Origin of the sequence: Sphingopyxis sp. (assembly GCF_035998905.1) — a bacterium.
Classification (GTDB): domain Bacteria; phylum Pseudomonadota; class Alphaproteobacteria; order Sphingomonadales; family Sphingomonadaceae; genus Sphingopyxis.
Genome location: NZ_DASYHG010000030.1, coordinates 27577 through 47134, shown reverse-complemented (window position 1 = coordinate 47134; position 19558 = coordinate 27577). Strand labels below are relative to the sequence as shown.

23 protein-coding genes, 1 tRNA gene and 1 pseudogene are annotated in these 19558 nt (G+C 65.4%); 18 read left to right on the top strand and 7 right to left on the bottom strand.

Annotation, left to right across the window (positions count from 1 at the left end; all coding sequences use genetic code 11):
* The first annotated feature begins 49 nt into the window (after positions 1–49).
* Positions 50–796 carry an SIMPL domain-containing protein gene (locus tag VGN62_RS19760; protein ID WP_327457143.1) on the top strand — a complete coding sequence of 249 codons (747 nt, stop codon included), beginning with the start codon at positions 50–52 and terminating at the stop codon, positions 794–796.
* Positions 797–815: 19 nt separating this feature from the next.
* Here VGN62_RS19760 and VGN62_RS19755 read toward each other — a convergent pair whose 3' ends face one another.
* Positions 816–1496, bottom strand: a complete 681-nt coding sequence (locus VGN62_RS19755; protein WP_327457141.1) for a 2OG-Fe(II) oxygenase — start codon at positions 1494–1496, stop codon at positions 816–818.
* 114 nt (positions 1497–1610) lie between these two features.
* On the opposite strand from VGN62_RS19755, the gene VGN62_RS19750 reads away from it, so the two are divergent.
* The 13 genes from VGN62_RS19750 to VGN62_RS19690 all read left to right on the top strand — a co-directional run bounded on the left by VGN62_RS19750 (position 1611) and on the right by VGN62_RS19690 (position 11854).
* Positions 1611–1687 (top strand) — tRNA-His (locus VGN62_RS19750).
* Positions 1688–1784: 97 nt separating this feature from the next.
* Positions 1785–2834 carry a Glu/Leu/Phe/Val family dehydrogenase gene (locus tag VGN62_RS19745; protein ID WP_327457139.1) on the top strand — a complete coding sequence of 350 codons (1050 nt, stop codon included), beginning with the start codon at positions 1785–1787 and terminating at the stop codon, positions 2832–2834.
* A gap of 47 nt (positions 2835–2881) precedes the next feature.
* Positions 2882–3235 (top strand): YbaN family protein, encoded by a 354-nt coding sequence (locus VGN62_RS19740; RefSeq protein ID WP_327457137.1) that lies wholly within the window; start codon positions 2882–2884, stop codon positions 3233–3235.
* 184 nt (positions 3236–3419) lie between these two features.
* Positions 3420–4151 carry a heme ABC transporter permease CcmC gene (ccmC, locus tag VGN62_RS19735; RefSeq protein WP_327457135.1) on the top strand — a complete coding sequence of 244 codons (732 nt, stop codon included), beginning with the start codon at positions 3420–3422 and terminating at the stop codon, positions 4149–4151.
* Positions 4152–4154: 3 nt separating this feature from the next.
* Positions 4155–4310, top strand: a complete 156-nt coding sequence (locus VGN62_RS19730) for a hypothetical protein (RefSeq protein ID WP_327457133.1) — start codon at positions 4155–4157, stop codon at positions 4308–4310.
* Positions 4307–4744: a cytochrome c maturation protein CcmE gene (gene ccmE, locus VGN62_RS19725; protein WP_327457131.1), complete on the top strand. Its 438-nt coding sequence runs from the start codon at positions 4307–4309 to the stop codon at positions 4742–4744. The genes VGN62_RS19730 and ccmE overlap by 4 nt, the downstream gene beginning before the upstream one ends.
* Complete coding sequence (locus tag VGN62_RS19720; protein WP_327457129.1) at positions 4741–6708, top strand: heme lyase CcmF/NrfE family subunit; 1968 nt, start codon at positions 4741–4743, stop codon at positions 6706–6708. Before ccmE ends, VGN62_RS19720 begins: the two co-directional genes overlap by 4 nt.
* Positions 6705–7235 carry a DsbE family thiol:disulfide interchange protein gene (locus VGN62_RS19715; protein WP_327457127.1) on the top strand — a complete coding sequence of 177 codons (531 nt, stop codon included), beginning with the start codon at positions 6705–6707 and terminating at the stop codon, positions 7233–7235. Before VGN62_RS19720 ends, VGN62_RS19715 begins: the two co-directional genes overlap by 4 nt.
* 143 nt (positions 7236–7378) lie before the next feature.
* Positions 7379–7795 carry a cytochrome c-type biogenesis protein gene (locus VGN62_RS19710; protein WP_327457754.1) on the top strand — a complete coding sequence of 139 codons (417 nt, stop codon included), beginning with the start codon at positions 7379–7381 and terminating at the stop codon, positions 7793–7795.
* Positions 7792–8445, top strand: coding sequence for a tetratricopeptide repeat protein (locus VGN62_RS19705; RefSeq protein ID WP_327457125.1), 654 nt, complete (start codon positions 7792–7794; stop codon positions 8443–8445). The genes VGN62_RS19710 and VGN62_RS19705 overlap by 4 nt, the downstream gene beginning before the upstream one ends.
* Positions 8446–8489: 44 nt before the next feature.
* Positions 8490–10451, top strand: coding sequence for a potassium transporter Kup (locus VGN62_RS19700; protein ID WP_327457123.1), 1962 nt, complete (start codon positions 8490–8492; stop codon positions 10449–10451).
* 105 nt (positions 10452–10556) lie between these two features.
* Positions 10557–11378 (top strand): hypothetical protein, encoded by an 822-nt coding sequence (locus VGN62_RS19695; RefSeq protein ID WP_327457121.1) that lies wholly within the window; start codon positions 10557–10559, stop codon positions 11376–11378.
* Positions 11300–11854, top strand: coding sequence for an AHH domain-containing protein (locus tag VGN62_RS19690; RefSeq protein ID WP_327457119.1), 555 nt, complete (start codon positions 11300–11302; stop codon positions 11852–11854). Before VGN62_RS19695 ends, VGN62_RS19690 begins: the two co-directional genes overlap by 79 nt.
* A gap of 192 nt (positions 11855–12046) precedes the next feature.
* Here VGN62_RS19690 and VGN62_RS19685 read toward each other — a convergent pair whose 3' ends face one another.
* Both VGN62_RS19685 and VGN62_RS19680 read right to left on the bottom strand, forming a co-directional pair.
* The gene (locus VGN62_RS19685; RefSeq protein ID WP_327457117.1) at positions 12047–13018 is read right to left on the bottom strand and encodes a nitronate monooxygenase family protein; all 972 of its coding nucleotides are present in this window, start codon (positions 13016–13018) and stop codon (positions 12047–12049) included.
* A 78-nt stretch (positions 13019–13096) separates the two neighbouring features.
* On the bottom strand, positions 13097–13516 hold the full coding sequence (locus VGN62_RS19680) for a VOC family protein (RefSeq protein WP_327457115.1): 420 nt from the start codon (positions 13514–13516) through the stop codon (positions 13097–13099).
* Positions 13517–13650: 134 nt separating this feature from the next.
* On the opposite strand from VGN62_RS19680, the gene VGN62_RS19675 reads away from it, so the two are divergent.
* The gene (locus VGN62_RS19675; protein ID WP_327457112.1) at positions 13651–14322 is read left to right on the top strand and encodes an AraC family transcriptional regulator; all 672 of its coding nucleotides are present in this window, start codon (positions 13651–13653) and stop codon (positions 14320–14322) included.
* A gap of 28 nt (positions 14323–14350) precedes the next feature.
* On the opposite strand, the gene VGN62_RS19670 is transcribed toward VGN62_RS19675, so the two are convergent.
* Together VGN62_RS19670 and VGN62_RS19665 are read right to left on the bottom strand one after the other, a co-directional pair.
* Positions 14351–14848 carry a hypothetical protein gene (locus VGN62_RS19670; protein WP_327457110.1) on the bottom strand — a complete coding sequence of 166 codons (498 nt, stop codon included), beginning with the start codon at positions 14846–14848 and terminating at the stop codon, positions 14351–14353.
* Between the two features lie 255 nt (positions 14849–15103).
* Positions 15104–15616, bottom strand: coding sequence for a hypothetical protein (locus VGN62_RS19665; RefSeq protein ID WP_327457108.1), 513 nt, complete (start codon positions 15614–15616; stop codon positions 15104–15106).
* Between the two features lie 83 nt (positions 15617–15699).
* Between VGN62_RS19665 and VGN62_RS19660 the strand changes: the two genes are divergently transcribed.
* Positions 15700–16476, top strand: coding sequence for a CPBP family intramembrane glutamic endopeptidase (locus tag VGN62_RS19660; RefSeq protein ID WP_327457106.1), 777 nt, complete (start codon positions 15700–15702; stop codon positions 16474–16476).
* A gap of 49 nt (positions 16477–16525) precedes the next feature.
* Here VGN62_RS19660 and VGN62_RS19655 read toward each other — a convergent pair whose 3' ends face one another.
* Both VGN62_RS19655 and VGN62_RS19650 read right to left on the bottom strand, forming a co-directional pair.
* Positions 16526–17020, bottom strand: a complete 495-nt coding sequence (locus tag VGN62_RS19655; protein ID WP_327457104.1) for a hypothetical protein — start codon at positions 17018–17020, stop codon at positions 16526–16528.
* Positions 17021–17076: 56 nt separating this feature from the next.
* On the bottom strand, positions 17077–17904 hold the full coding sequence (locus VGN62_RS19650; RefSeq protein WP_327457102.1) for an alpha/beta hydrolase: 828 nt from the start codon (positions 17902–17904) through the stop codon (positions 17077–17079).
* Positions 17905–18042: 138 nt separating this feature from the next.
* Between VGN62_RS19650 and VGN62_RS19645 the strand changes: the two genes are divergently transcribed.
* Positions 18043–19056 carry a GlxA family transcriptional regulator gene (locus tag VGN62_RS19645; RefSeq protein WP_327457100.1) on the top strand — a complete coding sequence of 338 codons (1014 nt, stop codon included), beginning with the start codon at positions 18043–18045 and terminating at the stop codon, positions 19054–19056.
* Positions 19057–19148: 92 nt separating this feature from the next.
* Positions 19149–19508 (top strand): annotated as a pseudogene (locus tag VGN62_RS19640) (YciI family protein); the annotation flags it as partial.
* Positions 19509–19558: the final 50 nt, after the last annotated feature.

The following is a 19558-nucleotide window of genomic DNA, read 5'->3' as shown; positions in this document are numbered from 1 at the left end:
CGGGGCGGAGATCACAGATGACCGGAAGCCCGGTTCACAGGAGAATGAAATGACGAAGCAATTGTTCGCCGTTATGGCAACCGGACTGGCGCTGATGGCGGCAACGCCCGCGCTTGCGCAGCAGGGAGGTTCGACGGTGGCAGCAGCAACGACCCAGGGCCCGATCCTGACCTTCTCGGTCAGCGAGGAAGTGCGTTCGCGTCCCGATCAGGCGAGCGTCGGTGCCGGCGTGACGACGACCGCACCGACCGCGGTCGAGGCGATGCGCGCGAACGCGGCCGCGATGGACAAGCTGATCGCCGCCGCCAAGGCGCGCGGGATCAAGGCCGAGGACATCCAGACGAGCGGCATCAGCCTGTCGCCGCAGTACGACTATAACAACCGCGGCGACGGCCAGCCGCCGCGCTTCCTCGGCTATCAGGTGTCGAACAGCGTGCGCGCGACGACGTCGAAGATCGAAGACATCGGCCCGCTGCTCGACGCACTCGTCGCCGCGGGCGGGACCAATATCGACGGGCCGTCGTTCGGGATGAAGGACCCCGACGCGCAGCTCGTCGGCGCGCGCGGCACCGCGATCAAGGCGGCCGAAGCGAAGGCGCAGGATTATGCGCGTCTCGCCGGTTTCCGCGGCGTCGAGCTGGTGTCGATCAGCGAAGGCGGCAGCTTTGGCCCGCAGCCGCCGATGCCGATGGTGCGCATGGCAATGGACGCCGGTTCGGCGAAGGCCACGCCGGTCGAGCCGGGCCGTGTGTCGAACACACTGACGCTGAATTTCCAGTATCGTCTGGTGAAGTAAAAGCGGGGTGGGGGCTGGCTTAGGCCAGCTCCCCCTCGGCCCACGGCCAGGGGCGTTCGCGAAACCATTTCGTGATGATATATTTGCGGCCCTTGCGCACCTTCATCCCGTGGTGGAGCGTGTCGGGGTTCGCGGTGCCGTCGGCGCGCACATTGTTCCATGCGAGCAGCTTGCCCGCCTCGGGCTGGTGCATTTTTCCGGTCGCGAGGAAGCGCGTCGCGCCGCCCGCGGCGGGCTCGTTCAAATAGATCATCAGCGTCCAGCTGCGCTGGCCCGGAATCGCGCAATAGGTTTCCCAGTCGGCGCCGTGCGGGTCGAAATAATCGGTGTGCGCCTTGAATTCCTGCCCGACGTCGTAGCGCTGGCCCTGCATCGGCTCGCCATATTCCCGCGGAATTCCGGTGAGGTCGTGGAGGCGATTGTTGACCGCGATCACCAGCGGGTCGCGATGGTCGAGGTCGCAGGTCGTGCTGGTTCGAAACGCCTCGTCGCCGTTCGGATCGGCGATCGTCGACGGCCGCACGTCACGATCGATTTGCGCGATCAAAGCGGCGCAGGTTTCGGCGTCGAGGAAGCCGGACAGCATGAACTGCTGGAGCTTCGGCGATGGTGCGCGGCGGATGCCCGGGACGGCGGCGAGCCGCTCCGCGGTGCGGTCGGCGCCCGAGGTCGCCATGTCGACATGATCATTTCCGGCCATGGCGCGCTTTTTAGCAGGGAAGCGCGTGCGAACAATGCTTGACGAACGGGGGGATGCGCGCCTATTCGCCGCGCGCTGTCGAGGGTGCTTCGTGCGCCGCTCTTCGCTTATGTGGCGACCATAGCTCAGTTGGTTAGAGCGCCGGTTTGTGGTACCGGAGGTCGCGGGTTCGAGCCCCGTTGGTCGCCCCATTTTCTCTATCATCGCGCATAGACGCTTTTGGGGTGACTCGTCGCGCTCGTTGCATTATTGCGTCCTGACGTAATTTTCTAATACGAGGATGAGCCTATGTCCGCTGTCTGGGATTTCGCCGATTTCGACGATCACGAGCATGTCCACATGTTTCGCGATCGCGCCAGCGGACTGACCGCGGTCATCGCCGTCCACTCGACGCACCTCGGCCCCGGCGCGGGCGGCGTGCGTTACTGGCATTATCCGCAGCGCAAGGCCGCGATCACCGATGCGCTGCGCCTGTCGCGCGGCATGAGCTATAAAAATGCCATGGCGGGCCTGCCGATGGGCGGCGCCAAGGGTGTGATCCTGGCCGACGAAGGGGCGGAAAAGACCCCCGCAATGCTCGCGGCGTTCGGGCGCGCGGTCGATTCGCTGGGCGGCGCCTATGTCACTGCGGAGGATGTCGGCATGTCTGTCGCCGATATCGTCGCGATTTCGCACGAGACAAAATATGTCAGCGGCCTGCCCGTCGCAGGCGATGCCGTCGGCGGCGACCCGGGGCCGCAGACCGCGCTCGGCGTCTATCTGGGTATCCTCGCCGCCATCAAGCAGGGACTCGGTACCGACAGTGCAAAAGGGGTGCGCGTCGCGATCCAGGGTGTCGGCAGCGTGGGCGGCGGCGTCGCGCGGCGGCTGGCCGCCGATGGCGCGATCCTGACGCTGGCCGATGTCAACCTGACGCGCGCTAAGGCGCTCGCCGACGAGCTGGGCGCCGAGCTCGCCGATTCGGCAGCGATCATGGAGATCGAAGCCGATGTGCTGAGCCCCAATGCGCTCGGCGCGATCCTGACCGAAGACAGCATCGCAAAGCTGCGTGTGCCGATCGTTGCCGGCGGGGCGAACAACCAGCTCGCGACCGCGGCCGACGGCCAGCGCGTGCACGACCGCGGCATCGTCTATGCCCCCGACTATGTGATCAACGCGGGCGGCATCATCAACGTCGCGCTCGAATATCTGGGGCAGAGCAGCCGCGAGGAAGTCGAGAACCGCATCCGCCAGATCCCCGGCCGGCTGGCCGACATCTGGGCCGAGAGCAAGGCGAGCGGTACGCCGGCGTCGGTCGTGGCCGACCGGATGGCGCAGAAGCTGATCGGTCGGGGCTAACGGTCGAGGGCTGGCGTGCGGTCCGATTTCCGCTAAGCCAGCCGTCGATGAAACGGCATTTCTACCTGATCGCGGGCTGGGCGTCGCTGGGCCTTGGCGCGATTGGCGCTTTCCTGCCGCTGCTTCCGACGGTGCCGTTCGTGATCCTTGCCGCCTTTTGCTTTGCGCGCTCGTCGCCGCGGCTCGAAAACTGGCTGCTGACGCACCCGCATTTCGGGCATCATATCGTTGCCTGGCGCGAGAAAGGTGCGATCAGCCGCAAGGGCAAGGTCGCGGCGACCGCGGCCTTTGCGTTCAGCATCGTCCTCGCCGCGATCTTTTCTCCCTGGCCGTGGGTGATGCTGCCGGTTGCCGCCGCGGCGGTGACGGGAAGCTGGATATGGACGCGGCCCGAGGGGTAAGGGCGTCCCACGCTTCATTCGCAATAGTTGCTCTTTTTGACCTTGCTCAATTGGGCCGTTGGCGAACTGCGTTATGCGCGGCGGGTTGACGGCGTGCACGCGGGCGGCAAGAAAAGGACGCCGGGTCGCGCCGGGCAAATTGCTGGACCCCTTTCTCCGGCTCGCCTAAGGACGACGCGATCCGATGCACGCCTACGCCAATCCCACGCGCTTTCTTGCGATAGCCAAGCCGCTGACGCCCTGGTTGCTCGGCATCGGGCTGTTGCTCGTGCTCGCGGGCGGCTGGGCCGGGCTGGCGATGGTGCCGGGCGACTACAAACAGGGCGAAACCGCGCGCATCCTCTATGTCCATGTCCCGTCGGCATGGCTCGGCATGGGCGGCTGGACGTCGCTCGCTATTGCCGGTTTGATCCAGCTTGTCTGGCGCCATCCGCTGTCGGGCATCGCCGCGCGCGCGATCGCGGTGCCGGGGATGCTCTTCACCGCGCTTTGCCTTGCGACCGGTTCGATCTGGGGGCGCCCGACCTGGGGCACCTGGTGGGAATGGGACGGCCGGATGACCTCGATGCTCGTCCTCCTTTTTCTTTACGCGGGCTTCATTGCGCTGACGAGCGGTGACGACGGCCAGCGGCAGGGCGGTTCGCTGTCGCGCGGCGCCGCGATCTATGCGCTGGTCGGCGCGATCAACATCCCGATCATCAATCGCAGCGTCGTTTGGTGGAACAGCCTGCACCAGGGACCCAGCATTACGCTGCGCGGATCGAGCATCGACGGGGCGCTGCTCTGGCCGCTGCTCTTGACGGTGCTGGGTTTTTCGCTGTTATTCGGGGCCATCGCGCTGATGCGGATGCGGCGGATCATCGCCGACAACCGCGTCGCGGCGCGATTGCGGCGGCTGGCCGACGAGGAGGATTAAGGGGTGACGGGGGTGATCAGCGGGGGCGGCCAATGGGCGTTTGTCGCCGCGGCTTATGGGCTGACGATCGTGCTGACCGGGCTTGTCCTGTGGACGAGCTGGAGCGCCATGAAAAAGGCCGAGAAACGCAGCGACGCGCTGCGAAAGGATCGTAAGTGAAAGCCAAGCACCAACGGTTGATTCTGGCGCTGGTCGCGTTGAGCGGCGTTGCGGGCGCAGGCGTGCTCGCGGCGAGCGCGCTGCGCGACGAAGCCGCCTATTTCCGCACCCCGGTCGAGATCGAGGGCGGCAAGGCCGAAGTCGGCGAGGCGATGCGGCTGGGCGGCATGGTCGCGAAGGGCAGCATCGTGCGCCAGAGCGACGGGCTGACGATCCGCTTCGTCGCAACCGACGGCAAGGCGTCGGTGCCGGTCGAATATAAAGGCATCGTCCCCGACCTGTTCGGCGAGGAATCGGGCATGGTTGCCGATGGCCGGATGCGCGCCGACGGGACCTTCGTCGCCGATCGCATCCTCGCCAAGCATGACGAGCGCTATATGCCGCCGCAGATGGGCGATATGCCCAAGAATATGAAGGCGCCGGCAACGACATGATCGCCGAACTCGGTCTCGCGCTGCTGTGGATGGCGGCGGCGCTCGCGTGCCTCTCGCTCGTCGCCGGAACCCTGTTCCTGCGTGGCGGTTCGAAGGACCTTGCGGCGCTCGTGCGGCCGGCAAGCGTTGCGCAGGGGGTGCTTACGACGGCGGCGTTCGGCCTGCTGATCGCGCTGTTCGTGCGATCGGACATGTCGGTCGAACTCGTCGCGCGCAACAGCAACAGCCTGAAACCCATGATCTTCAAGGTGGCCGGCACATGGGGCAATCATGAAGGGTCGATGCTGTTGTGGCTGATGATCCTGTCACTGTCGGGCGGGTTGATCGCGATTTTCGAGCGGAGGCTGCGCGAGGATACGCTGGTCGCCACGCTTGCGGCACAGGCAGCGCTCAGCCTCGGTTTCTTCGCCTTCCTCCTCTTCTCGTCGAACCCGTTCAAGCGGCTGCCGGTGGCGCCGCCCGACGGGCAGGGACTCAACCCGCTGCTCCAGGACATCGGGCTCGCCTTCCATCCGCCGACGCTTTACGTCGGCTATGTCGGCTTGTCGGTCGCGTTCAGCTTTGCCGTCGGCGCGCTGATCACGCGCGAGATCGGCCCGGCTTTCGCGCGCGCGATGCGGCCGTGGGTGCTTGGGAGCTGGATATTTCTGACGCTCGGCATCACCGCGGGCAGCTATTGGGCCTATTACGAACTCGGCTGGGGCGGCTGGTGGTTCTGGGACCCGGTCGAGAATGTCTCGCTGATCCCCTGGCTCGCAGGCGCGGCGCTGTTGCACTCGGTCGCGGTGACCGCCACGCGCAACGCCCTGCGCGCGTGGACGGTGATGCTCGCGGTCATCGGCTTTTCGATGTCGATGGTCGGCACCTTCATCGTGCGTTCGGGACTGCTTACCAGCGTGCACAGCTTTGCCGTCGATCCCGAGCGCGGCACCTTCCTGCTCGCGTTGATGGCGATCTATATCGGCGGCGCGCTGACCTTGTTCGCGCTGCGCGCCGGGAGCGTTGCCGAGGGCAAGAAGTTCGCGCTGCTGAGCCGCGAAGGCTCGCTCGTGATCAATAACCTGCTGCTGACGACGATCCTTGCGCTCGTTTTGCTCGGCACGCTCTACCCGATCGTCGCCGAGGCGATGGGCGAGAAGATTTCGGTCGGGCCGCCCTATTATAACCGCGTCGCGGGCCCGCTCGCGCTCGCGCTCTGCCTCGTGATGGTGGCGGGGCCGCTGCTGAGCTGGCGCAAGGACGATGGCAAGCGGCTCTGGTCGCGGCTGCCGCTGGCGATCTTTGCGGGTGCGGCCGTGCTGTTCGCGCTCATCTTGTTCGGCGGCAAGGTCGGCATCCTCCCGCTGCTCGGCATGACGGTGGCGGGCATCGTCGCGGTCGCGAGCCTTGCCCCGCTGTGGGGCCGCAACCTGCGCCGCACCCCGCTGCCGACATGGGGCATGGTGGTCGCGCATTTCGGCGTCGCGGTGTGCCTTGCCGGGATGGGCGCCGAAAGCGCGTTCATCAAGGAACGGCTGGTCGCCGCGGCGCCGGGCGATGTCGTGAAGGTCGGCAATTTTTCGGTGAAGTTCGTCGGGGTCAAGCCGGTCGCCGGACCGAATTACACCGCGATCGAGGGCACGCTCGTCGCGACGACATCGTCGGGCAGCAGCTTTACCATGCGTCCCGAAGCGCGGACTTTCCCGGGCCTGATGGGCACCGCGCCGACCGAGACGAACGAGGCAGCGCTGCTCACGCGGCCGGGCGGGCAGCTTTACGCGGTGCTGGGACAGCCGGTGACGGGTGACGATGGCCGCGCCGACCGCTACCAGATCCGCCTGTGGTGGAAGCCGCTGGTGTGGTGGATATGGCTCGGCGGCGGGCTGATCGCGCTCGGCGCGGCGCTGTCGCTGCTCGGCCGCGCGCAATTGCTGACCATCTGGCGCGCGCGGCGGGCCCGTAAAGCAGAGGAACGTTTCGCGTGAAGAACCGCTGGGTCCTGTTTGTGCCGCTTGCGATCATGGGATTGCTGTTCGGCGCCTTCGTCTACCGGCTGGTGACGCCGGCGGAGACGTTGATCCAGTCGCAATGGATCAACAAGCCGATGCCGCTGTTCGACCTGCCGCCCGCGACGGCGGGGGTCGAGGGGCTGAAGAGCAGCCAGCTTGCCGACGGACGCCCGCGCCTCGTCAATGTCTTCGCGAGCTGGTGCATCCCGTGCCGCGCCGAGGCGCCGCAGCTCGAGGCGCTGAAGGCCGCGGGCGTGCCGATCGACGGCATCGCGATCCGCGACCGGCCCGAGGATGTCGCGATGTTCCTGCGCGAATATGGCAATCCCTTCGACCGCGTCGGGGCTGACATGCAGAGCAGCGTCCAGATCGCACTGGGGTCGTCGGGCGTGCCCGAAACCTTCCTGATCGACGGCAAGGGCATCATCCGCGAACAGATCCAGGGCGTGATCCTTGCCGATCAGGTGCCCGAAATCGTCGCCAAGCTGGAGGCGATGAAATGAAGGGCGCGACCCAAAACGACCGTGCCCCTGCGAAGGCAGGGGCCCATCTCCGGTCGTCGCGCCATCAAGCAACCGGCGGTTCTATGCTCTGCCGTCGGGTGATGGGCCCCTGCCTTCGCAGGGGCACGGCGGCCTTTTTTGTGATGTTGTGTGTTGTCGCTGGTTTCACCGCAACGCCCGGAACCGCCCAAGACCGGCTGCCGCCGGCGCCCTATGCCTATCAACAGCTCAAGGACCCGGCGCAGGAAGCGCGCGCGAAAGCGCTGATGGAGGAACTGCGCTGCCTCGTCTGTCAGGGCCAGTCGATCGCCGATTCGGACGCACCGCTCGCGGGCGACATGCGGCACGAGGTGCGCAGCAAGATCGCGGCGGGGGAAAGCCCGGCCGAAATCAAGACCTGGCTCGTCGCGCGTTATGGCAATTGGGTGAGTTACGACCCGCCGTTCGATACGGCGACGGCGTTCCTGTGGCTCGGGCCGCTGTTTTTCCTCGCGCTTGGCGGATGGCTGGCGTTCGGCCGGTTCCGCCGCGGCGAGGGCGACGCGGAGGACGCGGCATGATCTGGCTCTGGATCCTGCTTGTCGCGCTCCTCGTCATCGGCGGCATCTTCTGGCTCGGCAAGCTGCCCGCTGCGGCACGGCCGCTCGCGGGCGCGGCGATCATGCTGGGCCTTGCGGGTTATGCGCTCCAGGGCAGCCCGTCGCTGCCGGGCAAGCCCGTGGCCGCGCCCGAGGAGCCCGAAGGCTTCGGCGATGCGATCACCGACCAGCGGCAGGGGATGGCCGAACGTTTCGGTCCGGCGGCGCAGTGGCTCGGCATGTCCGACGGCTTCGCGCGCACCGGCAAGACCGAACTCGCGGCGAAGACGCTCGAAAAGGGGCTGGAGAAATATCCCGACAATGTCGACCTGTGGGTCGGATTGGGCAATGCGCTCGCCGCGCATAGCGGCGGCGCCATGTCGCCGGCGGCGGCGCTGGCGTTCGACGAGGCGGCACGGCGCGATCCCTCGCATCCCGCGCCGCCCTTCTTTGCCGGGCTGGCGCTGGCGCAGGGCGGCGACCTGAAGGGGGCCGAGACGGTGTGGAGCCAGCTGCTCGCGCGCAGCCCCGCCGACGCGCCGTGGCGGCCCGACCTCGAAATGCGGCTGGCCCAATTGCGGCAGGCGCTGGGTCCGCAAGCGCCGCCCGCCGGCGCAGCGGATGGGTCTTGATTTGAAAGCTATTCCAACGGCGCGGGCTCGTCTAAAGGCGCGCGATGACTGCTGAGTCGCACCAGGGGGCAGGTGGCGCCGAAAGCGCTGCCCCGGCCGCCGCCGAAACGGCCCATCCGGGCCACGGACATCATGGCGATGGCAAGCTGAAGCTTGCCGTCGGCGCGGTCGGCGTCGTGTTCGGCGACATCGGTACCAGCCCGCTCTACGCCTTTCGCGAAACCTTTGCCGGGCACCACCCGATCGAGGCCGACCGGCTGCACATCTATGGCGTGCTCAGCCTCGTCTTCTGGTCGATGATGCTCGTCGTCACGTTCAAATATGTGCTGACGATCATGAAGGCCGACAACAAGGGCGAGGGCGGCAGCCTTGCCTTGCTCGCGCTGATCAGCCGCTCGTCGGGCGAGAAGCGCTGGACCTGGCCGATCATCCTGCTCGGCGTGTTCGCGACCGCGCTTTTCTATGGCGACAGCATGATCACCCCGGCGATGTCGGTGCTCTCGGCGACCGAGGGCCTCAGCTACGTCAACAAGGGCTTCGAGCCCTATATCGTGCCGATCGCGCTTGCGATCCTGATCGCGCTGTTCGCAATCCAGTCGCGCGGGACGGCGAAGGTGGGGATGCTGTTCGGGCCGATCATGCTCGCCTATTTCACGATGCTCGCGATCCTCGGCCTGATCCATATCGTCGATCATCCGGGGATCATCGTCGAGACGCTGAACCCGGTGAATGCGCTTCGCTTTTTCTATGTCGACGGTTTCACCGCCTTCATCGCGCTCGGCGCGGTCGTGCTCGCGGTGACGGGCGCCGAGGCGCTCTATGCCGATATGGGGCATTTCGGTCGCGGGCCGATCGGGCTCAGCTGGCTGACCTTCGTGCTGCCAGCGCTGATGCTCAACTATATGGGGCAGGGCGCAATGGTGCTCGAAGCCGAAATGGGACCGCGCGCCGACCTGATCGCCGATCCTTTCTTCCAGATGATGCCCGAAGCGTGGCAGATTCCGGTAGTGCTGCTCGCGCTGGCCGCAACGATCATCGCCAGCCAGGCGGTGATCTCGGGCGCCTTCTCGCTGACGCAGCAGGCGATCCAGCTCGGCTTCATGCCGCGCCTGCGCGTCGAGCATACGAGTGCTTCGGCGGCGGGGCAGATCTATATCCCGATGGTCAATTGGGGGCTGATGGTGATGGTGATCATCCTCGTCCTCTTCTTCGGATCGTCGAGCAACCTCGCCGCGGCCTATGGCATCGCGGTGACGGGCGCGATGTTCATCGACACCTGTCTGCTCAGCGTCGTGCTCTTCACCTTGTGGAAATGGCCGGCGTGGAAGGCGCTGCCGATCCTCGCGGTCTTCTTCATCGTCGACATCGCCTATTTCGGCGCGAATTTGATCAAGGTGCCCGACGGCGGCTGGGTGCCGCTGGCGATCGGCCTGACGATCTTCACCCTGCTCACCACCTGGTCGCGCGGGCGCAAGCTGATGCAGCAGGAAATGGCCGAAGGCGCGATGCCGATCCCGGTGTTCGTCAAATCGGCGGCGAACAGCGCGACGCGCGTCCCCGGCACCGCGGTGTTCATGACGTCGAGCAGCGATGGCGTGCCGCACGCGCTGCTCCACAATTTGAAGCATAACAAGGTGCTGCACGCGCGGATCATCCTGCTCACGATCAAGATCGCCGACGTGCCGTTCGTGCAGGCGGAGAAATTCTGCCTGCTCGAGGATCTGGGGCAGGGGTTCCACCGGCTGGTGCTCAATTATGGCTTCATGCAGCCGATCGACGTGCCCGAGGCGCTGACCCGCGTCACGAGCTGCGGCGGCGAGTTCAAGATGCTCGAAACGAGCTTTTTCCTGTCGCGCCAGACGCTGATCGCGGCGAGCAAGCCGGGGATGCCGATCTGGCGCGAAAAGCTGTTCGCATGGATGCTGCGCAATTCGGAAAGCGCGATGGAATATTTCCGCCTGCCCACGAACCGCGTCGTCGAACTTGGGAGCCAGGTCGCGATCTGACGCTGGGCGGGCGATGTTAACTTCCCGACATGTGCCCAATAAGCGTTTGAACATTGCGGCCAGTCTTGCAATGCAAGCGCGAACCCGAAAAGGCCGTGCAACGCGATGGACGTCGGCAACCGCGACAATATGATCCTCCCGGTTCCGCCGGAACCCTTTGCGCTGATCGTCGGAGCGGCGATGCAGGGCGCGCCGGACAGTGCGCTCGAAACCTCGCTGCGTCACATGGGGTTGCAGCCCGAACCGGTCCGCGCGGACAATCCCGACGGCGCAGCGCGGATCGCCGCCCCCTGTTTTCGCCTGACCTTTGGCGCGGTATCGGTGCTGGCCGGTCCCGCAGCCGAAGCGGCACTCGACATGGCCGACCCCGAGCATCCGTCGACGAGCCTGCTTGCGGCCAGCCTGTCGCCGAGATGGCGCGATCACGGCGCGTGCTGGATTTTCATCCCCGAGCCCGGCGAGGCGCCCGGTACGCCGACGCGGATGCGCGAATTCTTCAAGATGATGGTGCTGCTGATCGACCTGTTCGACGCCAGCCATATTTTCTGGTCGCCCGCGCGGCTATGGTCCGACGCGCCCCAGTTTCGCGCGTCGGTTGCCGAAATGCTGGCGAGCGGTATGCCGCCGGTGCTGCATCTCGTCGCGTTCCGGCGTCAGGAAAGTGATACGGGTGCGAGCATGGGGACGCGGGGGCTGGTGCTCTTTTCGGGGCAGGAGCTGGAAGCGCGGATACCCGGCGGCTGGACGGTCGCCGAAATGGTCCGGCGGCTTTCGCGGCTTGCGCTCGACATGATGCTCAACGGCCCGGTCCGCGACGATCGAACGATGCGGGGGCTGGAGGCGGGTGAGTGGATCGACCTTTCGCCGCGCGCCGCGAGCGGCAACCTGCGATCGACGGTGGTTGTCGAGTTCGGCCGCGACGCTTGATACCGCCGAGGGGATGGCAGGGCGCACCGCCGCCGCAAACCGGGTTCCAGCGCCACCACCTCATCCCCATCGCCCTGTCGCGGCGCTCACAAATGGCCGCGATGTTCGAGCAGCTTCATAGCGAGGGGTTCGCGCTCCAGCATTTCGGCCGCAACGGGCTGATGCTCCCCGCGTGCGAGCCGGCGGCGCTGCGGTCGGGCCATGCGCTGCACCGCGGGCCGCACCATGGCTATAGCGATGTCATCGCGGCGCGGGTCGAGCGGATCCGGGCGCATTTCACGCTTCACGCGCCCGCCGACCTGCGGAAGGCCCGGCGCACCGCGGTAATGCGTTTGCGCCTGTTGCAGGACACGGCACGGCGCGCGCTCACCGACCGCCATGGCGCAGGCTTCTGGCTCAATCGCCGCGATCCCATGCGGCTGTTCGTCGATCGCCCCTATCTCGACGAGGCGATCGACAAGCTGTTCGGCGCGTAGTGCGCAAGGCGGGTTTCGACCGGTTGCGGACATTGCGTCCCATCTTAGTTTGTCATTCCCGCGAAAGCGGGAACCTAGTGTGGGGTCAGCTTACGCACGCTCTGGGTCCCCGCTTTCGCGGGGATGACGAATATTGCGTGTGACAGCTTCCCACCCCAAAACCGTCAGGACCGAACGCTCGGCGGTGCCGGTTTAAAGGCGCACTTTCGCTTCGAGTTCGCGGCGCGCCGCAAGATATTGCGCTTCGAGTTCGGCGACGAATTCGGCAACCGGGCGCACCGCGGAGACGGGGCCGATGCCCTGGCCCGAGCCCCAGATGTCCTTCCACGCCTTCGCCTTGGTGTTGCCGCCCGATCCGAAATTCATCGTTTTGAGGTCGCCTTCGGGCAGATTGTCGGGGTCCATGCCCGCCGAGACGATCGACTGGCGAAGATAGTTGCCGTGGACCCCGGTGAAGAGGTTCGAATAGACGATGTCGGCGGCGCGTCCTTCGACGATGCCGTCCTTATAGCCCTGATCGGCATTGGCTTCGGTGGTCGCGATGAAGGCGCTGCCGATATAGGCAAGGTCCGCGCCGCACGCTTGCGCGGCGAGGATCGAGCGGCCGTGGCCGATCGCGCCCGACAGCGCGACGGGGCCGTCGAACCATTCGCGAATTTCCTGCACCAGCGCGAAGGGCGACTGCCGGCCGGCATGACCGCCCGCGCCCGCGGCGACAGGGATCAGGCCGTCGGCGCCCTTTTCGACCGCCTTGCGCGCGAAGCGGTCGTCGATGACGTCGTGGAGCGTGATGCCGCCCCAGCCATGCACCGCCTGGTTGAGTTCCTCGCGCGCGCCCAATGAGGTGATCGTGATCGGCACCTTCCACTTCGCGCAGGTTGCGATGTCCTGTTCGAGGCGGTCGTTCGATTTATGGACGATCTGGTTGACCGCATAAGGTGCAGAGAGGCGATCGGGATTGGCGCGGTCCCACGCGGCGAGTTCTTCGGTGATCTGGTGCAGCCATTCGTCGAGCAAGGATTGCGGGCGCGCGTTGAGCGCGGGGAAGCTGCCGACGACGCCAGCCTTGCACTGCGCGATGACGAGCTCCGGCCCCGAAACGATGAACAGCGGCGAACCGATGACGGGCAGGCGCAGGCGGTCGAAAATCGGGGGAAGGGCCATGAATCAGTCTCTCCGGTTGCGGTTTGCAACTGACCTTAACGTAAACGGAAGGTTGCGCAAGATGCTAGGGTCAGGACCCTAGTCGAAAGCGGGGCCCTTGAGTTCGACGATATTGCCTTCGGGGTCGCTGATATAGATCGACGGTCCTTCGCCCTCGGCGCCGTAGCGCGGCCCGGCCTGTTCGACCGCGACGCCGTGCCGGTCGAGGTGGGCGCGGATCGCCGCCTCGTCGAAGGGGGCGACGGTGATCGCGAAATGGTCGACGTTGCGGCCCTCCGCTCCCGGGGCCGCGCCTCCCATCGCGCCGAGCTTGCCGTCGATGGTGACAAGGTCGATCAGCGAGCTGCCAGCGCGCAGCTGGAAGAGCCCGATTTCCGATTGCGCGCGCTCGTCGGTGCAGCCGAGAACCTCGCGGTAAAAGCCCGCCATGCGGTCGAGATCGACGACCCGAAGCACCACATGGTCGATTGCGCGAAGGGCAAAGGGGGGTGTCGTCATGGCAATCGCTCCTCGATTTTTTGTGCGCGGCCCGAGCCTTCTAGTTGGCGAGCGCCCCTGCTGTCCATCGACCGGTAACGGGGGTTGATCCGGTGGCGGTTGCGGTCGGCCGTGCGGCGCGACAGGGTAGGATCATGCAGTTGCTTCAGCCCAGCCTGTTGCCCGCCGCCGCCGAGATCGCGCGGCACCATCACCGCGAACCCTATGCAACATTGGTATTGGCTGGAGCTTATGAGGAAGCCGGCGATGCCGGGCGGATCGCGGCGCAAGAGGGCGAAGTGCTGCTTCATGGACCTTTTTCGGCGCATCGTGACCGGGTTTCCGCGAAACGGACTGTCGTGCTCGACCTGCCGCTGCCGTTCGACGGGCGCGATTGGCCCGCGCGCGCGGACATTGCCGATCCCGACCGGATCGTCCGGCTGGCCGGGCGCGACCCGGTCGAGGCGGTCGCGGCGCTGCTCGAAGGCCTTGTTCCCGCGACCGAGCCCGAAGACGGCGACTTGCCCGACCGGTTGTCGGCGGCGCTGCGGACATCGGCGCCGCCACGGATCGGCGAATGGGCCGCGGCGCACGGGCAATCGCGCGAACATGTCTCGCGCAGTTTCGAGAAGCTCTATGGCGTGTCGCCTGCCGCCTATCGCGCCGATTGCCGGGCGAAGCGGGCGTGGCGGAGGATCGTGGCGGGCGGCGACAGCCTTGCCGGGATCGCGGTCGAGGCTGGTTATGCCGACCAGGCGCATATGACGCGCGCGGTGACGCGATTGACCGGGATGTCGCCGCGGCGATGGCGGGTCGGGGCGGGGTAGGGAGGTCGGCTTTGGGAGTGGGAAGCGGTCATTGACTCGCCTTCTTGGCAACGAGAAACGACTCCGCGACCTTAGAGCTTGGAAACTTCTCCAAAACCTCTTCCAGTGTCGTCCTCGCCTTTTGCGCTGCAGCGTTGTTGCAACTGTCTGGGTAAGGCAATGTGAAGAACCCGAATGTTTGTTCGTCTGGATAGAAGAGAACTATGATGTCCCCGAAATCGTGATCAACGCTCTTCTTGCATCCCAAGGGACGGACGTCGGCCTGATAGCCTTCTAGCTTTGCAGGACGAATTCGCCACAGTCGCTCCCTTACGTTCGCGGCGACGCGGGACGACAACGTAAAGACTTCCTTTCCAACAATTTTGTCGTCCGGTACGAATTTGTGCGTGACGGTCAGAACGTCGTTGGAGGAAAGAACGAAAGAGAGGTGATGCTCACCGTAGCCTTCACCGCCATATCCTCTGGTGATCTCGATCGTCTCACGAACAAGATCGGCTTTGGAAGGGGGCAAGCTACCAGCTACCAAGCGGTCACTATTCGTTATTGCCGGAGGACCGCAGGCGGCGGTCAAAGACAGAAGCGCAAGGCCGCAAACACGGCGAAACGGATCCTCCAAGTTGGAAGCGCGTAATCGCCTCAAAGACGAAAGGACGCCTGATGTCCAAGAGATAGGTACAGAGGCCTTCATGAGACACTGTTACATTGGTCTGCGAATGTCCGCAATGGGTTCGTTTTCAGGCACGGCCGGCGAGTGTGACGCAACCGCGAAGGCATCCCAATGTCAGGGCGATTGTTCCCGCGTACGCTGGGTCCACAGAATGCTGGGGATTTCCCTTTTTCCGTCCTGGACGGTGAAGCGCGTAAGGTCGAAAATCTCGGTCCGCCGGTCGATCTGCGCCTCGCCGAGTTGCTCCCCCTCCATCCAGCGCGTCTGTCTGACGTCGAAACCGCAACGCCATGACCGGGGCGCCTGCTCCGACTTGTCCACTTCCTCGCAAACGACATTGCTGACGGCGTAACGGGTGTTGAAACGTATCTGCCGCCCTTCGTGATCGCTGCACCCGTCGACAGTGACCGTACAATATTCCTTCCTGAGCAAAAGATACTCGATGACGCTCGCGTCGGGTGGGCCGGCCGACGCGGTGCTCAGGGCCATCAGCACCGCGATCATGACGGCCGGATGCCGAAGCTTGCGGCCTCCTCTGCGTCCCGGCACATCAGCATGCGATATCGGGTGAGTATCGTCATCACGCGTGCCTCCCTTTTTGACAGCGTCGATCGTATCCCGCGCCATCCGGACGCCGGAGTCAATATCTCTCCTCATACGCATCACATTTGTTCAAGAAGTGCAGGATGCCTCGCGCCTAGACCCGGCGTATGACAAGTCTTTCCCCCGCTTCGCCGCGCCCGCTTGTGGCGCTTTCCGGATTTCGTTTCCGCTTGTGGCCGATCGTGCTGGCGGCGGTGTTGATGCAGGTCATCCTCGAACTCGGCCGTATCCCGGCGCGTGAAATCTATCGCGCGGGGGCGCCGCTGTGGGATGGCTATGTGTCCGTATTCCTGCTCCTCGCGATCGCCTTTCAGGCGTTGCTCGGGCTCGCCGCGATCCTCGTCATGCGCCGGTTGCTCCCCGCGGCCGATCCGCATCTGCGCTGGCCGCCGGGCGCGAGCTATGCGGGTGTTGCGGCGCTGATCGGCATCGGCATGGGGCTGGCGATGCTCGTCGCCGATTATTGGCCCGCGCTCGCGGCGCAGACCCCGCCCGACATGAGCTATTCGAAAGCGCCGCTCGATTCGGCGGGCTATCTGCTCGGGATGATCACGACGGGGCTGGCGGAGGAGACGATCTTTCGCGGGCTGCTCGTCGGGATGCTCGTCGTGCTGGTGCCGGGGCGGCTGCGGATCGGATCGCTCGACCTGCCCGTCGCGGCCTATCTGGTCGCGCTGATGTTCGGGCTGGCGCACTGGAAATCGTTCACCGTCGATCCCTTTTACCAGGCGATGGCGCAGCAGATTTATGCCTTTGCGTGGGGCCTCGTCTATGTCTGGCTGATGGAGCGGTCGCGGAGCCTGCTCGCGCCGATCGTCGCGCACGGGCTGGGCAATTTCACCGAGGTTGGAATCGTGATTGCGCTCAATGCGCTGTGGGCCTGATACGACAAGGACGGCCCCGGGGGCCGTCCTTGTGTCGCTTGGAAGCCGGTCAGGCGGCGATGGGACGACGGCTCGCCTTGACCGCGAAATAGCCGAAGAGGATCGCGGCGAAGAGGAGCGCCCCCTGCGCTGCGGCGAACGGGGGTTCGGTGCCGTTCGGGGCCAGCGCGTTGAGTGCGGGGACCTTGAGGAAGGACTGCACGACCAGCACGAAGAGGTTGAGGTAGAGGGCGAAGGTGGCCGTCACTGCATAGACCGTTGCGGCGCGGCCTGCGAGCTTGTGGCGATACCAGGCCGAAAAGGTTGCGATGAGGATCAGCGTCGAGAGGATGCCGAAGCCAAGCGCCGGGGTGAAGGCGACGATCGGGAAGAGGAAGCCGGTGAGGCTGGTCAGGAGCGTCGCCCAGAGGAAGATGTCGGTGGTGCGGCGGAGAATGCGCCCGCGTGCAAAGGCGGGGAGGGCGATGAGGCCCGCACCGATGCCGATCAGGCTGATTGCGACATGGAGTGCGGTGAACTGCGGAATGGTGAGGCCGAGGATCATGACACGTCTCCTTATATGGTGAGGAGGCGCGGTCGGGGGCCCGCGCCTCGTGCTTATCAGCTGTTGATGAAATCGAGAAGGTCGGCGTTGAACCGGTCCTGATGCGTGACGGTCAGGCCGTGGTCGGCGCCTTCGTAGACCTTGAGCACGGCGTGCTTGACGATTTTGACGGTCGAGAGCGCCGCAGCCCCAATCGGCACGATCTGGTCGTCGTCGCCGTGGAGGACGAGCGTCGGCTTGTCGAACTTCCTCAAATCTTCGTTGAAGTCGCTTTCCGAAAAGGCGCGGATGCTGTCGAGCAGGCCCTTGAGACCGCCGTTCATGCCTTGGCGGACGAATTCGTCGCGGATCGCTTCGGAGACCACGGCGCCGTCGCGGTTATAGCCGTAGAAGGGGAGCGTCAGATCCTTGAAGAACTGCGGGCGGTTGTCGAAGGTGCCCTTGCGGATGCCGTCGAAGACGTCGATCGGCAGGCCGCCCGGATTGGCTTCGGTCTTGAGCATCAGCGGGGGGACCGCGCCGATCAGCGCGACCTTGGCGACGCGGCTCGTGCCGTGGCGGCCGATATAGCGGGTGACTTCGCCGCCGCCGGTCGAGTGGCCGACGAGGATGACGTTCTTGAGGTCCAGCTGTTCGATCAGTTCGGCGAGGTCGTCGGCGTACTGGTCCATATTGTTATTGTCCCAGACCTGGTCCGAACGGCCGTGGCTGCGGCGGTCGTGGGCGATGGTGCGGAAACCCTGATTGGCGAAGAAGACCATCTGCGCGTCCCACGCGTCGGCGCTGAGCGGCCAGCCGTGCGAGAAGATGATGGGCTGTCCGTCCTTCGGACCCCAGTCCTTGAAGAAGATGTTCGTACCGTCCTTGGTGGTGATGGTGGTCATGATGGCGTTCCTTTCGATTGGGAAGGGCGGGGTGTCCGTCCCGGTGATTGGGAGATAGGCCGGATCGCGCTTGCGCGGGATTGGCGGATACGACATTATGCGGGTCGATTCCGACAAGTGTGCGATTGGGGAGCCGATATGCCCAAGCTGAACGTGCCCGACGCGGCGACCTTGCCGCTGATCGAGGTCGGGATGATGACCTATCCCGACTGCCAGATGGGGATGGTGCACGGCATCACCGACCTGTTCGATGTCGCCGGGCGCTTCGCGGTCGACCATGGCCGCCGCCCGATCCGTGCCAGCCATTGGCGTCTGCAGGAGGGCGGGGGCTTTGCGCGCTGGTTCGACAGCCATCCGGACGAGCCTGCCGGCAATTCGCCGGCGGTTCTGATCGCGCCGGGCAGCCTCCACAAATTGCTCGAGCCGGGCGAGGTCGAGCCCTATGCGCGCTGGCTGCTCGACCGCCATGCGCACGGCGCGGTGCTGGCGTCGAATTGCGGCGGCGCCTTCGCGCTCGCGGCGACGGGGTTGCTCGCGGGGCGGCCGGCGACGACGCACTGGTTTTTCGCAGAGGAGTTCAAAAGCCGCTTTCCCGATGTGCGGATGGAGGCCGACCGGATGGTGATCGACGACGGCGATATCGTCACGGCGGGCGGGCTGATGGCGTGGACCGATCTCGGCCTTCGCATCGTCGAGCGATTGCTGGGGCCGACGGTGATGATGGAGACCGCGCGCTTCCTGCTGATCGACCCGTCGGGACGCGAGCAGAAAAATTATGCGAGCTTTGCGCCGAAGCTGACGCATGGCGACGAGGCGATCCTGCGCGTCCAGCATTGGTTGCAGGCGCGCGGTCCGGGGCCGGTCGCCGTCGCCGAGATGGCGGGCGAGGCGGGGATGGAAGAGCGCACCTTCCAGCGCCGCTTCAAGGCGGCGACGGGGATGACCCCGGTCGAATATGTCCAGCATCTCCGCGTCGGCAAGGCGCGCGAATTGCTGGAGTTCACGAAGCGCACGGTCGACCAGATCGCGTGGGCCGTGGGTTATGAGGACGCGGCGGCGTTCCGCAAATTATTCCACCGCCTGATCGGCCTGTCGCCGAACGAATATCGGCAGCGTTTCTCGACCCCGCAGTCGCTCGCCGAGGTCGCCTGAAATTTTTTTTCACACTCCGTGTCGATTTGGCGATGGCTCGTTCGTCGTCTGGATACGAGCCGCTGTTGGCCCGATGAAAAAGGAGATGGACGATGCGTGTGATGGTTTTCGTGAAAGCGACCGAGGACAGCGAACAGGGCATGACGCCCTCGCCCGAACTCGATCAGATGTTCGTGGACATGGGCAAGTTCAACGAGGAGCTGGTCAACGCCGGCGTTCTGGTTGCCGGCGACGGTCTCAAGCCTTCGTCGTTCGGAAAGCGTGTCGCGTTCGACGGCCCCAGCCGCACCGTGATCGACGGTCCCTTTGCCGAGACGCGCGAGCTGGTCGCCGGTTATTGGCTGTGGGAAGTCAAGGACATGGACGAGGCGGTGGAATGGGTGAGGCGCTGCCCCAACCCGATGTTCGGCCCGAGCGAGATCGAAATCCGCCCGCTCTATGAGATGGAAGACTTCGCCGATCTCATCCCGGCCGAAGCCGCCGCGATCCACGACGGCGTTGG